Source organism: Streptomyces sp. NPDC053426 (assembly GCF_055585405.1).
In genome coordinates this window covers 163751-178216 of record NZ_JBVJKE010000014.1, presented here as the reverse complement: position 1 = coordinate 178216, position 14466 = coordinate 163751, and the positions used below count along the sequence as shown (strand labels likewise).

2 protein-coding genes are annotated in these 14466 nt (G+C 75.4%); both read right to left on the bottom strand.

Annotated features, from left to right (window positions below; all coding sequences use genetic code 11):
- Positions 1–24 precede the first annotated feature (24 nt).
- Positions 25–234 carry an MbtH family protein gene (locus ACZ62B_RS27300; protein WP_344560203.1) on the bottom strand — a complete coding sequence of 70 codons (210 nt, stop codon included), beginning with the start codon at positions 232–234 and terminating at the stop codon, positions 25–27.
- The gene (locus ACZ62B_RS27295; RefSeq protein ID WP_469692379.1) at positions 231–14372 is read right to left on the bottom strand and encodes an amino acid adenylation domain-containing protein; all 14142 of its coding nucleotides are present in this window, start codon (positions 14370–14372) and stop codon (positions 231–233) included. The genes ACZ62B_RS27300 and ACZ62B_RS27295 overlap by 4 nt, the downstream gene beginning before the upstream one ends.
- Positions 14373–14466: the final 94 nt, after the last annotated feature.

The following is a 14466-nucleotide window of genomic DNA, read 5'->3' as shown; positions in this document are numbered from 1 at the left end:
GGCCGCCGGGTGTGTGAGGCGGGGTCAGCGGTCGTGGGCGGTCAGGCTCGCGGGGCGCAGGTCGGTCCAGTGGGTCTCCACGTAGGCCAGGCAGGCTTCGCGGGTGTCCTCGCCGAAGGCGGTCCGCCAGCCGGCCGGCACCTGGGCGAAGGACGGCCACAGGGAGTGCTGGTTCTCGTCGTTGACCAGGACCAGGAAGCGGCCCTGCGGGTCCTCGAACGGGTTGGTCGTCATGCGTGGTCGCTCCTTGTGGACGGGGTGGTGATCAGCTCGGAGAGAGGTCGTCGCGGGTCGGCCGCCGCGTCGCGCAGCAGGGCGGTCAGGTCGTCGGCGAGCCGGCGTGCCGCGGCGGTGCCGAGTACGCCGGCCGCGTGGGTCAGCGCGCAGTGCACCGGGCCGGCGCCGCGCGGTTCGTGGAAGCCGAGGGTCAGCCCGGCCCGCACCGCGCCGGTGGGGGCGGCCCGCAGCGAGCCCAGGCCCCCCTCCAGCCGTGCCAGGTCGGCCTGTTCGTGGTGGATCACCATGACCTGGGGCCCCTCGGGGGGCAGCCCGGTCGCGCGGGCCACCTCGTCGTACGGCACGTCCTGCCGGTCCAGGGCGCCGAGCGTCGTCTCCCGTACCCGGGCCAGCAGTTCCGCGAAGGCGGGGTCGCCCGCCGTGTCGGTGCGCAGGACGAGCGTGTTGAGGAAGCAGCCGACGAGGTCGGCGAGCCGGTCGTCGGCACGGCCCGCGGCCATGGTGCCGATGGGCAGGTCGGTGCCCGCGCCGTGCGCGGTGAGCAGGGCCGCCAGGGCCGCGTGCAGCACCATGAACATGCTGGTGCCGGTGGTCCGGGCCAGCCGGTCCACGTCGGCGTGCAGCCGCTCGTCCAGCACGAAGACGACCCGGCCGGGCGCGGCGGACCCCGACCGGTCCGCCGGCAGCGCGAGGGCGGACGGTACGTCCTTCAGCGTCCGCCGCCAGTGGGCGAGCCGGCGCCCGCCCCGGCTGTCCGGGTCGGTGAGGTCGCCGAGCGCCTCCTGGGACCAGCGGGTGTGGTCGGCGTACGTCACCGGCAGCGGCCGCCAGCCGGGTTCCCGGCCCTCGGACCGGGCGGCGTACGCGGTGGTGAGATCGCGGAGCAGGGGGACCACCGACCACTCGTCCACGGCGAGGTAGTGCGCGGTCAGCGAGACCGCCTGGCGGCCGTCGGGGGCGGTGAGCAGCCGCGCCCGCAGCGGCGCCTCCACCGTCAAGTCCGTTGTCTGCGCCGCGAGTTCGACCAAGCGCCCGTCGAGGTCGGCGCACTCCTCGACGGTCAGGGCGGGAGGCTCGACCGGGTGCGGGAACACCGTGCCGTCGCGTTCGGTGAACGCCGTGCGCAGCGGCTGGTGGCGGGCCGTCACATCGGCCAGCGCGGCGGTGAGCGCGCCGGCGTCCAGCCCGCCCGGTGAGCGCAGTTCCAGGGCGTGGTCGAACCGGGGGTCGCGCCGGTGGGCGTGCCACTGGGCACGCTGGACCGGCGCGACCGGCCTGCCGGGGTCCACCGCCGCGCCGTCCCCGGCCGGGAGCGGCGCGGGACGGACGGTGGCCGCCCCGTCGAGCACGGTGGCGAGGCCGGCGACGGTCAGCGCGTCGAAGACGTCCCGGACGCCCAGTTCCACGCCGAACTCGGTGCGGATCCGGCCCAGCAGCCGCATCGCGGCCATCGAGTGGCCGCCCAGCGCGAAGAAGTCGTCGTGGACGCCGACGCCGTCCAGCCGGAGGACCTCGCGGAACAGCCCGGCCAGCCGGGCCTGCGTCCGGGTGGCGGGGTGGGCGTCGCCGGTCATGGAGGACCAGTCCGGCGCGGGCAGCGCCCTGCGGTCCAGCTTGCCGTTGGGGGTCAGCGGCAGCGGACCGTCCAGCGGTACGACGAGGGCCGGGACCATGTACTCGGGCAGCAGCCCGGCGGCATGGGCGCGCAGCGCCCGCGGGTCGAGGTCCACGCCGCCGTCGGGCACGGCGTAACCGACGAGGCGCACGATGTCGCCGTCGCGGTCGGCGGTCACGGCCGCCTGGCCGACCGCGGGGTGGCCGGTGAGGGCCGCCTCGATCTCCCCGAGCTCGATGCGGAACCCGCGGATCTTCACCTGGGTGTCCACCCGGCCGAGGAAGTCGAGGTTGCCGTCCGCCCGCCAGCGGGCGCGGTCGCCCGTGCGGTACATGCGGCCGCCGGGCGGTCCGAACGGGTCGGCGACGAACCGCTCGGAGGTGAGCGCGGGCCTGCCGAGGTAGCCGCGGGCGAGACCGCGTCCGGCGACGTACAACTCCCCCGCCACGCCCGGCGGGACCGGGCGGAGGTGTTCGTCCAGGACGTAGCAGCGGGTGTTGGGGTCGGGGCGGCCGATGGGGACCCGGCCGGGCGTGCGCGGTCCGTGTGCGCGGGAGGGCCACAGGGTGGAGTTGACGGTCGCCTCGGTGAGCCCGTAGGCGCAGATCAGGTGGGCGGTGGCGCCGAAGCGTTCGAACAGGTCCGGCGGGACCGTCTCGGTGCCGACCAGGACGGTCGACCCCTCGGGCAGGGCGCAGCCGGGCGGCAGGGCGGAGACCAGGGACGGCGGCAGGATCATGTGGGTGACGCGCTGGTCCGCGAGGAAGTCGGTGAGCGCCTCTCCGGCGACCCGTGCCTCGTCGGGGATCAGTACCAGCCGGCCGCCGTGGCACAGGGCCATGGCCAGTTCGAAGACGAACACGTCGAAGCCGATGGAGGCGAACTGGAGGACCCTGCTGTCGGGGCGCAGGTCCATGCGGTCGACGGCGGTGGCGACCAGGCTGGAGACGCCCTCGTGGGAGACGACGACGCCCTTGGGCCGGCCCGTCGAACCGGAGGTGTAGATGACGTACGCGGCCCGGTCCAGCTCGACCGGGCGGGTGTCCAGGGGGGTGTCCGGCAGGCGGTCCAGTGCGGTGACGGTCGCGGGGGCGTCGAGCAGCACCACGGGGACGCCCGGCACCTCGGGGATCTTGCCGGCCACCGGTTCGCTGCCGACGACGAGGGCGGCGCCCGAGTCCTCGATCATGTAGGTGAGGCGGTCGCCCGGGTGTGCCAGGTCCAGCGGCAGGAAGGCGGCGCCCAGCCTCAGCGCGGCGAGCACGGTCGCGATCGTGTCGACCGAGCGGGGCACGGCCACCCCGACCACGCTCTCGGTGCCGACGCCGTGCGCGGCGAGGAGCCGTGCGATGCGGTCGGCCCGTGCGTCGAGCTGGGCGTAGGTCACCGGGCGGGAGCGCTCGACGACGGCGACCGCGTCGGGCCGTTCGGCGAGCCGCCGGGCGAAGAGGGCGGGCAGGGACGCCTCCTCGACGTCGCGTGCGGTGTCGTTGAAGCGTTCCAGGACCTGGTGGCGTTCCCCGTCGGAGAGGATCTCCGCCTGGGACACGGGCCGTTCAGGCGCGGCGACGACGGCGGTGACGAGCCTGCGCAGCCGTTCGCCGATCCGCTCGGCGCTCTCGTGGTCGAACAGTTCGGTGGCGTACTCCAGACGGCAGCGGAGCGACCCCGGTCCGCGGTCGGTCCGTTGCCGTTCGGTGAAGCTGAACACGAGGTCGAACTTGGCCGATTCGACCGGGAAGGGCAGGTACTCGGCGGTCAGGCCGGGCAGTTCGAGTGCGTCGCCGGTACGGACGTGGTGGCCGACCATCACCTGGAACAGCGGGTTGCGGGCGAGCGACCGGGCCGGGTTGACCGCCTCCACCACCGCCTCGAACGGCACGTCCGCGTGGGAGAACGCGGCCAGGTCGGTCGCGCGGATCCGGGCGAGCAGTTCGATGAACCCGGGGTCGCCGCCGAGGTCGGCCCGCAGGACGAGGGTGTTGACGAAGAAGCCGACGAGGTCGTCCAGCGCCTGGTCGCCGCGGCCCGCGATGGGCGCGCCGAGCGGGATGTCCGTTCCGGCGCCCATGCGGTGGAGCAGGGTGGCGACGGCCGCGTGGACGACCATGAACATGCTGGTGCCGGTGGACCGGGCGAGCCGGCCGAGCCCTTCGTGGACGGCGGTGTCGAACTCGATGTCGAGTGCGGCCCCCGAGAAGGCGGGACGCGCGGGCCGGGGCCGGTCGGCGGGCAGGTCGAGTTCCTCGGGGGCTCCCGCCAGCGCCGTACGCCAGTAGGCCAGTTGACGGGCGGCCTGGCTGTCGGGGTCGGACGGGTCGCCGAGCAGCCGCTGCTGCCAGAGGGCGTAGTCGGCGTACTGGACGGGCAGCGGCCGCCACCCGGGGGCGGTGCCCGTGAGGCGGGCGCGGTAGGCGGTGGCCAGGTCGCGCAGGAAGGGGCGGTCCGACCATTCGTCGGTGGTGATGTGGTGCAGCAGCAGCACGACGACGTGGTCCTCGGGGGCGATCTCCACGAGGGTGGCGCGCAGGGGAAGTTCGCGGGCGAGGTCGAACGGCCGGCGCACCGCGGCGGCCACGACGGCGGGCACCTCGGCCTCGGCGGCCCGGACGTGCTCCACCTCCGGGCGGGCCTCGTCGGCGGGCAGCACGTGCTGGAACACCCGGCCGTCCCGTTCGGCGAAGAGGGTGCGCAGCGCCTCGTGGCGGGCCGTCACATCGGCGAGGGCCGCGCTCCACGCCGTACGGTCGAGCGGTCCGCGCACCCGCAGCACCAGCGGGAAGTTGTACGCGGCGGAGGCGCACTCGATCTGCTGGACGATCCACAGCCGCTGCTGGGCGTGGGACAGCGGCAGCTCGGCGGGGCGCTCCCCGGCCGTGAGCGCGGGCCGGGCGGCGGCGTCGGAGCGGGCCGTGCGCCGTGCCAGTTCGGCGACGGTGGGTGCCTCGAACAGGTCGCGGATGGCGAGTTCGACGCCGAGGGCGGCGCGGGCGCGGCTGACCAGCCGGGTGGCGAGCAGGGAGTGTCCGCCCAGGTCGAAGAAGTCGCCGTCGGCCCCGACGCCGTCCTCGGGCAGGCCGAGCACATCGGCGAAGAGCGCGCACAGCGTCTCCTCGTGCGGGGTGCGGGGCGGCCGGCCGGTGCCCGTGCCGGTGAGGTCGAGGGCGGGCAGTGCCTTGACGTCGAGCTTGCCGTTGACGGTCAGCGGGAGGGTGTCCACGGGGACGAGGGCGGCCGGGACCATGTAGTCCGGCAGGCCGGCCCGCAGGTGGTCGCGGAGCCGTTTGGGCAGGTCCTCCCCCGGCTGCCCGCCCTTCTCCGGCACCACGTAGCCGACCAGGCGCTTCGTCCCGGCGGACGGCACCACGACGACCGCCGCGCGGGCGACCTCGGGGTGCGCGGTCAAGGCGGCGGCGATCTCCGCCGGCTCGATGCGGTAGCCGCGGATCTTCACCTGGTCGTCGGTGCGGCCGAGGAAGTCGAGCAGGCCGTCCGGGCGTTGCCGGACCAGGTCGCCGGTGCGGTACATGCGCTCGCCCGGCTCCCCGAACGGGTCGGCGACGAAGCGCTCCGCCGTGAGGCCCGGCCGTTCGTGGTAGCCGCGGGCGAGTCCGGTGCCGGCGATGTACAGCTCGCCGGGGCAGCCGGGCGGGACCGGGCGGAGCATGGTGTCGAGGACGTGGACGCGGGTGCCCCGGATGGGCAGGCCGACGGTCGGGGTGGCGCTGTCCGTGGTGGAGCCGCCGAGGGTGTTGATCGTGTACTCGGTGGGCCCGTACAGGTTGTAGCCGTAGGTGCCCTCCGTGCGGCGCAGCCGGGTCCACACGGTGTCGGGGACGGCCTCGCCGCCGAGCAGGACCAGGGCGGGCCGGTGCCGGCCCGCGGCCGGGTCCTGTTCGAGCAGGCCCTCCTCGATCAGCAACTGGGCGTAGGTCGGGGTGACGTTGACGACGTCGACGGCGTGCCGGTCGCAGTAGGCCACCAACGCCTCGGCGTCACGGCGCAGTCGCTCGTCGCAGACGTGCACCTCGTGGCCCTCGACGAGCCACAGCAGTTCCTCCCAGGACATGTCGAAGGCGAAGGATACGGTGTGCGCGATCCGCAGCCGCCGCCCCCCGGCGGAGGCGATGGCCGGGTCGAAGATCTCCCGCTGGTGGTTGAGCTGCATGTTCGTCAGCCCCCGGTAGGGGGTGACGACGCCCTTGGGGCGGCCGGTGGAGCCGGAGGTGTAGATGATGTACGCCGGGTGCTCCAGCCGGTCCGGCACACCGCGGGCGAACGCCGGCCGTTCGGCGTCGGTGATGCCGTCGGGCGGGAGGGCGGAGAGTTCGGCGGCCACGGACGGGGTGTCCAGGAGCAGTTCGGGCGCGAGCGGTCCCCCTTCGCCCCGCAGGGCGGGGGCCACGGCCGTGGTGGAGACCAGGCACAGCGGGCCGGTGTCCGCCACCATCAGGCGCAGCCGGTCGGCGGGGTGGTCGAGGTCGAGCGGCAGATAGGCGGCCCCGGTGCGCAGGACGGCGAACAGCGCCGTGACCATGTCGAGGGAGCGGGGCAGGGCGAGCGCGACGGCCTTCTCCGGTCCCGCGCCCCGGACCAGCAGCAGCCGGGCGAGGCGGTTGATCCGGGCGTCCAGTTCGGCGTAGGTCAGGGACTGTTCGCCGAAGACCAGGGCCACCGCGTCGGGCGTGCGGGCGGTCTGGGCGGTGAGCAGGTCGGCGACGGTGTCGTCGGGCACCGGTTCGCGGGTCGCGGCCGGGGCGGTCCGCTCCCCGGGCAGCAGCAGGTCGAGGCCGGCGGTCCGGGCGCTGCCCGCCTCCGGTCCGGTGAGGACGTCGGCCAGTCGCTCCAGTACGGTCGTGAACCGGGCGAGGATCACCGTGGCCGTGTCCGCGTCGAACAGGTCGGGCCGGGCGGCGAGGGTCACCCGCAGCCGGGTCTCCGGCGTGACGATCAGGGTGAGCGGGAAGTGGGTGCCGTCCACGTTGGACATGGCGGTGATGCCGTGCCGCCGCCGGAGCGTGGCGGCCCGCTCCTCGCCGTCGGCCGAGCGCAGCACGAACAGGGTGTCGAACAGCCGTCGGTGACCGGTCTCCCGCTGCAGCGTCCCGAGCCCCACGTACTCGTACGGCATGACCGCCGCGCGCTCGGACTGCGTCCTGCGCAACAGGTCGAGCAGGGGTTCGCCGGGGTCGAGCGCGATGCGCGCGGGGACCGTGTTGAGGAACATGCCGATGATGCCGGCGGCGTCGGGGACGTCGGCGGGCCGTCCGGCCACCGCCGTGCCGAAGGCGACGTCCGTGCGGCCGGTCAGCGCCGAGAGCACCAGGGCCCAGGCCGTGTTCAGCAGGGTGTTCGGGGTGAGGCCGTGGCGCCGGGCGGCGGCGCGCAGCCGGTCGCTGGTCTCTCGGGTGAGCGTCGCGTCGAAGTCCGCCGGTATCACCGGGCCGCCGTCGCGGCCGGCCGGGGCGACCAGGGTCGGCTCGTCGAACCCGGCGAGCGCCCGGCGCCACGCGGCCAGCGCGGTGTCGGTGTCCTGCCGGTCCAGCCAGGCCAGGTAGTCCCGGTAGGAGCCGGGGGCCGGCAGTCCGGTGGCGTCGCCGGCACGTTCGTACAGTGCGAGGAGTTCCTCCAGGAACAGCCAGGCGGACCAGCCGTCCCAGAGGATGAGGTGGTGGGTGACGACCAGCCGGTCCCGGCCGTCGCCGAGGTGGAGCAGCAGCAGGCGGGCGAGGGGCGGGGCGGTCAGGTCGAAGCGGCGGCGGCGGTCGGCCGCGAGGAGTTCGTCCGTGCGGGCCCGCTGCTCGCCGGCCGGCAGTGCGGAGAGGTCGTGCTCGACGAGGGGGACCCCGGCGTGCTCCGCGATGAACTGCACCGGGCGGGGCAGACCGTCGCTGACGAACCCGGCGCGCAGGCCGGTGTTGCGCTCCAGGAGCGTCCGGCACGCGGCGCGCAGCCGGGTGGCGTCCAGGCGGTGGTCGAAGTCCAGTGTCTCCTGGGAGAGATAGACGTCGAGTGCGTCGCCGGCGTCGTAGGTGGCGTGGAAGTACATGCCCTCCTGGAGCGGGGACAGGGGCCAGATGTCCGCGACCCGTGACGCGCCGGCGGCGGCCTCGACGCGGGCGGTCTCCTCGGGGGTGAGCAGGGGGGCCCGGGGTGTGTCGGCTGCCGTGGTGAGCTGGGCCAGCAGCGCCCGCAGGGCGGGATCGACCGCCGCGCCGGACTGCTCCTGCCGGGCCAGTACGAGCCGCAGGGCGGCCGCGGCCTGCCCGGCCTCGGCGGCCGGGACGGTCACGTCGGGGACGGCCGCGTCCCGAGAGGCGTACTCGCCCGCCGCGGCGGCGAGCGCGGCCGGGGTGCGGTGCTCGAAGACGTCGCGCGGGCCGATGAGCAGTCCGTGTTCCCTGGCCCGGGTGGCGACGGTGATGGAGGTGAGGCTGTCGCCGCCGAGGGTGAAGAAGTCGTCGTCGGCGCCGATGCCGGGCACCCCGAGCACGGCGGCGAAGACGTCGCACAGGGCGCGCTCCCGCTCGTCGGCGGGTGCGCGGCCACCGGCGCCGGGGGCGGCGGACGGCACGGGCAGCGCGTTGACGTCGAGCTTGCCGCTCGGGGTCAGCGGCAGTTCGCCGATCAGCAGGACGGCACCCGGCACCATGGGCGCGGGCAGCGCGTCCGCGAGCGCCGCGCGCAGGCTCTCGGCGTCCACCGGAGCGGCGTCGGGCGCGGGCACGGCGTACGCGGTCAGGGTGCCGTCGCGGGCTATCACGGCCGCCCGGTCCACGCCCGGCAGTCCGCCCAGCACCGCCTCGATCTCGCCGGGTTCGACACGGTTGCCGCGGATCTTGACCTGCCGGTCGGTGCGCCCGAGGTACTCGACGGCGCCGTCGGCGCGGCGCCGGATCAGGTCCCCGGTGCGGTACATGCGTGCGCCGGGCGCGCCGAAGGGGTCGGCGACGAACCGCTCGGCGGTCAGCCCCGGCCGGTCGTGGTAGGCGCGCGCCAGCTGGATCCCGCTGAGGTACAGCTCGCCGGGGACGCCGTCGGGCACCGGGCGCAGGAAGGCGTCCAGCACACGCAGCCGGGTGTTCCACACCGGCCGGCCGATCGGCACCGTGGTCTCGCCGCCGCCGTCGTACGGGAAGTACGTCACGTCCACGGCGGCCTCGGTGGGGCCGTAGAGGTTGTGCAGGGGGACGGGGCCCTGTCCGGAGCGGGCGGTGAGGTCCCGCCAGCGTGCGGCGTCCGCGCCGGGGAGCGCCTCGCCGCTGCAGAAGACCCGGCGCAGGCCCGCCGCCCACGGCCGGTCCCGCTCCGTCTCCGTGAACCGCAGGAAGGCGGCCAGCATCGACGGCACGAAGTGCAGTGTGGTGATCCGTTCGGTGCGGATCAGCTCGGCCAGGTAGGCGGGGTCGCGGTGGCCGCCGGGGCGGGCGAGGACGACGGTGGCGCCCTCCAGCAGGGGCCAGAAGAACTCCCACACGGAGACGTCGAAACCGGACGGCGTCTTCTGGAGCACCCGGTCGTCCTCGGTGAGCCGGTACTCGGCCTGCATCCAGGCGAGCCGGTTGACGATCGCCCGGTGGGTGACCACGACGCCCTTGGGGCGCCCGGTGGAGCCGGAGGTGTGGATCAGGTACGCGGGATGGTCCGGGCCGGCCGGCACCGGCCGGGTGTCGGGGACGTCCTCGTCGTCCTCGGCCATCAGGTGCCGGAGACCGGGCACTTCGGGCAGCCTCGCGGCGGCCTCCGCGGTGGTCACGACGGTCCGTGCTCCGGAGTCGCCGATCAGGTACGCGACCCGGTCCGCGGGGTGGTCGAGGTCGACGGGAAGGTAGGCGGCGCCCGCCTTGAGGACGGCCAGCAGCGCGATCACGAGCTCCGCCGACCGGGGCACGGCGACCGCGACGAACCGTTCGGGGCCCGCGCCGCGTGCCCGCAGTCGGCGGGCCAGGGCCTCGGCGCGCCGGTCGAGTTCCGCGTAGGTGAGGGTGGTGCCCTCGAAGACGAGCGCCGTGGCGTGCGGCGTGCGTGCCGCCTGCCGCGCGAACAGCGAGGCCAGGGTGGCGTCGGGCACCGGGTGCGCGGTGGTGTCGAGGCCGGTCAGGCGCCGCCGCTCCTGAGGGGTCAGCAGGTCGGTGCGGGCGACCGGGCGGCCGGGGTCGGACGTCAGGGTGCGCAGCAGGGTCACGAACCGGCCGGCGAGGCCGGCCACGGCCGGCCGGTCCAGCCGTGCTGCGTCGTACGTGAACCGCAGCCGCAGCCGGCCGTCCTCCGGCTCGGCGATCAGCGCGAGGGGGTAGTGCACGGTGTCGTACACCTCGGAGCCGGTGACGCGGAGGGTGTCCGCACCGTCGTCGGAGGCGGTCGGGTGGTTCTCGAACACGACGAGGGTGTCGAAGAGTTCGCCGCCGCCCGCGGTCCGCTGGATGTCGGCGAGACCGAGGTGCTGGTGGTCCAGCAGGGCCGCGTGCTCGTCCTGGACGCGCCGCAGCAGGTCGGTGAGGGACTCGTCGGGCGTCAGGCGTACGCGGGCCGGGACGGTGTTGATGAACAGGCCGACGGCACGGTCCAGGTCGCCGGTCCCGTGGCCCCGGCCGGACACCGTGGTGCCGAACACCACGTCCTGGGTGCCGGTCAGGCCGCCGAGGAGCAGGCCCCAGAGGCCGTGGACGACGGTGCTCAGGGTGATTCCGTGGGTGCGGGCGTACGCGGTGAGGCCGTCGTCGGGCAGCGGGACGTCCAGGTGGTCCGGCCGGGCGGGCGCCCGGTGCCCGTCCGCCGTCGTGAGGGAGCCGGCGAGCAGGGTGGGCCCGGGGAGTCCCGTCAGCGCCCGCTGCCACGCCTCGCGCGCCGCGTCGCGGTCCCGGCCGGCCAGCCAGGCCAGGTGGCGGTGCAGGGCGAAGGGCTCCGGCAGGTCCTCGCCCCGGTGGGCGGCGAGCAGTTCGCGCCGGAGGACGGCGAGCGACCAGCCGTCGGCGACGATGTGGTGCAGGGTGAGCAGCAGGCGGTGGTGGTGTCCGTCGCGGATCAGGGTGGCCCGCAGCAGCGGTGGCCGGGCGAGGTCGAAGCCTTCGGCCCGGTCCGCCTCCAGCAGGGCGTCCAGTCCGCCGCTCGCGCGGGTGCCGGTCTCCCGCCACGGCAGGACGGCGTGTTCCGCGAGCCGCTGGACGACGCGGCCGTCGGGCAGTTGGCGGAACGAGGCGCGCAGCAGCGGATGCCGGTCGAGGAGGTGCTGCAGCGTCCGGCGCAGCCGGTCGGGCTCCACCGGGCCCGTGAGGTCGAGGAGTTGCTGCACGAGGTACGGGTCGGCGGCGTCGGTGTCGTACCGGGCGTGGAAGAAGAAGCCCTCCTGGAGCGGGGAGACCGGCAGGGCGTCCTCGTCCAGGTGCGCCGGGGTGTCGGGCCGCGTGCCGGGGCCGGCCTGGTCGGCGGCCTGCGCGAGCGCCGCCACGGTCCGCCGGCGGAACACGTCGCGGGGGGTGATCGTGAGCCCGGCCGCCCGGGCGAGGTCGACCAGCCGGATCGCGACGATGCTGTCGCCGCCCAGTTCGAAGAAGCTGTCGTGGACGCCGACCGACGGCATGCCGAGCACGTCGGCGAACAGGCCGGCGAGCGTGGTCTCGGCGGGGGTGGTGGGTGCGTCCGTCCCGCTCAGGGAGGTCCATCGGGGGGCGGGGAGGGCGCGCCTGTCGAGTTTGCCGTTGGGTGTCAGCGGAAGGGGGCCGTCGATGACGACGACGGCGGACGGCACCATGAAGTCGGGCAGGACGTCGGCCGCTCGGGCCCGCGCGGCCGTCACGGCGGCGTCGGTCTCCGCCACGAGGTAGGCGACCAGGCGGGTGACGCCCCGGTGGTCGTCCCGTGGCAGGACCGCGGCCTGGGAGATGCCGGGGCAGGCCATGAAGGCGCTCTCGATCTCGCCCGGCTCGATCCGGTGGCCCCGTATCTTGAGCTGGCCGTCGGCGCGGCCGAGGAACTCCAGGTTGCCGTCGGGGGCCCAGCGCACCCGGTCGCCGGTGCGGTACATGCGGGTGCCGGGCGCGCCGAACGGGTCGGCGACGAACCGCTCGGAGGTGAGCCCCGGCCGGCCGAGGTAGCCGCGGGCCAGACCGCGGCCGGCGACGTACAGCTCGCCCTCGGCGCCCACCGGGACCGGGCGCAGCGCGGAGTCGAGCACGTAGGCGCGGGTGTTGGGATCGGGCCGGCCGATGGGCGCGGGGCCCGGCCGGGCGGGGTCGGCGAGCCACAGGGTGGAGTTGACGCTCGCCTCGGTGAGCCCGTAGGCGACGACGACCCGCAGCCGCCCGGCCCAGCGGGCGATCAGCTCGCTCGGCACGGCCTCGGTGCCGACGACGAGGACGGCGCCGTCGGGCAGTGCGCAGTCCCGCGGCAGCGCGGAGACCAGCGACGGCGGCAGGATCATGTGGGTGGCGCGGTGCCCGGCGACGTACTCGGTGAGGGCGGGTCCGGCGACGCGGCGCCCCTCGGGGACGACGATGATCCGTCCGCCCACGCACAGCGACATGATCAGGTCCCAGACCGTGACGTCGAAGCCGACGGAGGCGAACTGCACGACCCTGCTGTCCGGGCCGACGCCGATGCGGTCGGTGGCGGTGGCGATGAGGCTGCCGACGCCGTCGTGGGTGACGACGACGCCCTTGGGGCGGCCGGTGGAGCCCGAGGTGTAGATGACGTACGCGGCCCGGTCGAGCGGGATCGGCAGACAGAGGTCGGAGGGGTCCTGTGCGGCGTACGCGGCCGCCGTGGCCGGGTCGTCGAGCAGGACGTGGCCCGCGCCGGGTACGGCGGGGAGTTCCCCGGCCAGGTCGCGCACGGTGACGACGGTGCGGGCTCCCGCGTCGGACAGCATGTGGGCGATGCGGTCCTTCGGGTGGTCGGCGTCCAGCGGAAGGTAGGCGGCGCCGGTCTTCAGTACCGCGAGCAGGCAGATCACCAGCTCGGGCGAGCGGGGCAGGGCCACGGCGACGACGTCCTCGGCCCGCACGCCCCGGGAGATCAGGAGCCGGGCGAGCCGGTTGGCGTGGGCGTTCAGTTCGCCGTACGTCAGTTCCCGGTCCTCGCAGACCAGTGCCACGGCGTCGGGCGCCCCGCGGACCTGGTGCTCGAAGGCCGCGGGCCAGGTCAGCTCGGGCACCTCGCGCGGGGACACGCCCAGTTCGCCGAGGAGCCGGCCGCGTTCCGCGGCGTCGGTGAGGTCGATGTGTCCGAGGGGCCGGTCGGGGGCCTCGGCCAGGGAGTCCAGCAGGGCGAGGAAGCGGCGTTCGTGGTCGCGCAGGGCGGCTTCGTCGCAGACGTCGGCGTCGGCGTCGAGGTGGAGGCGGACGCCCTGTCCGTCCCGTGCCCGGGAGAAGGTGAAGGCCAGGTCGTTCACCGGGCCGAGCCAGGCCGGGTGGAGTTCGGCCGGGTGGCCGTCGAAAGGCAGGTCGGCGGTGCCGGGGAGGATGTTGACCGTCGGCCCGACCAGTTCGGCCAGCCCGTCGGCCAGTCCCAGCTCCCGGGCCAGGTCCTCGGCCCGGTAGCGCCCGTGCTCGACGGCCTCGGCGACGATGTGCCCGGTCTCCGCCGCCAGTTCGGCTCCGGTGGTGCCCGGTCGGACCGGCACCCGCAGGGGGACGACGTTGGACACCATGCCGGGCACGGCCGCCGCCCCGTCGTCCCCGCGGGCGGTGACCGGCAGTCCGAGGACCAGGTCCTGTGCGCCGCTGGTCCGGTGCAGGTAGGCGGCCACGGCGGTGATCAGGAACCGGGAGAGCCGGACACCGGCGCCGCGGGCGGCGGCCTCCAGCCGGGCGGTGTCCCGCGCGCCGAGCACCGTGGAGCGCCGCACCCGCCGCGTCATCGGCGCCGGTGCGCGCTCGACGAGGCGTACGGGCTCCGGGCGGCCGGACATCCGGTCGAGCCAGTAGGCGCGGTCGGTGCGGTGTCGTGCGGACGCGCGGTACTCCCGGTCGGCGGTGACCAGACGGGAGAGCGTCCCGTCGGGGGCGGCGGGTGCCCGCTCGCCCCCGGTGTAGAGCTCACCGGCCCTGCGGGTGATCAGGGCGGCGCCCATGCCGTCGACGACGATGTGGTGGTAGCGCTGGTACCAGAGCACATGGCCGTCGGTGAGCCGGAGCACCGCCTGGGCGAACAGCGGGCCGCCGGCGAGGTCGGCGGGCCGGTCGCGGTCGGCGTCCATCCAGGCGGCGGCCGCCCGGTCCGGGTCGGTCTCGCCCCGGAAGTCGAGGACGGGCACGTCGACGGGGGCCCGTACGACCGTCTGCCGCGGCCCGTCCCGGCCGGCGGTGACGCGGACGTGCAGGGCCTCGGCCTCCTCGACGGCCCGGCGGGCCGAGGCGGCGAGGCGGCCGGGGTCGACGGCGCCGCGCAGTTCGAGGACGAAGGCGAGGGTGTGGACCGAACTGTCCGGCTCGATCTGCTGGGCGAGCCAGATACCGGACTGCGCTCCGGTCAGGGGCCACAGCCCGGACCCTGTGGTCCGGTCCGACTCGGCGTCAGGCATCGTAAGAAGGACCCTTCCTTGATGTGCGTCGGTGAGCGGCCGTGGAGGTGTCGGACCGGTGCGGCGGGCGGCGGGCCTGTCGGTGTCCGCCGCC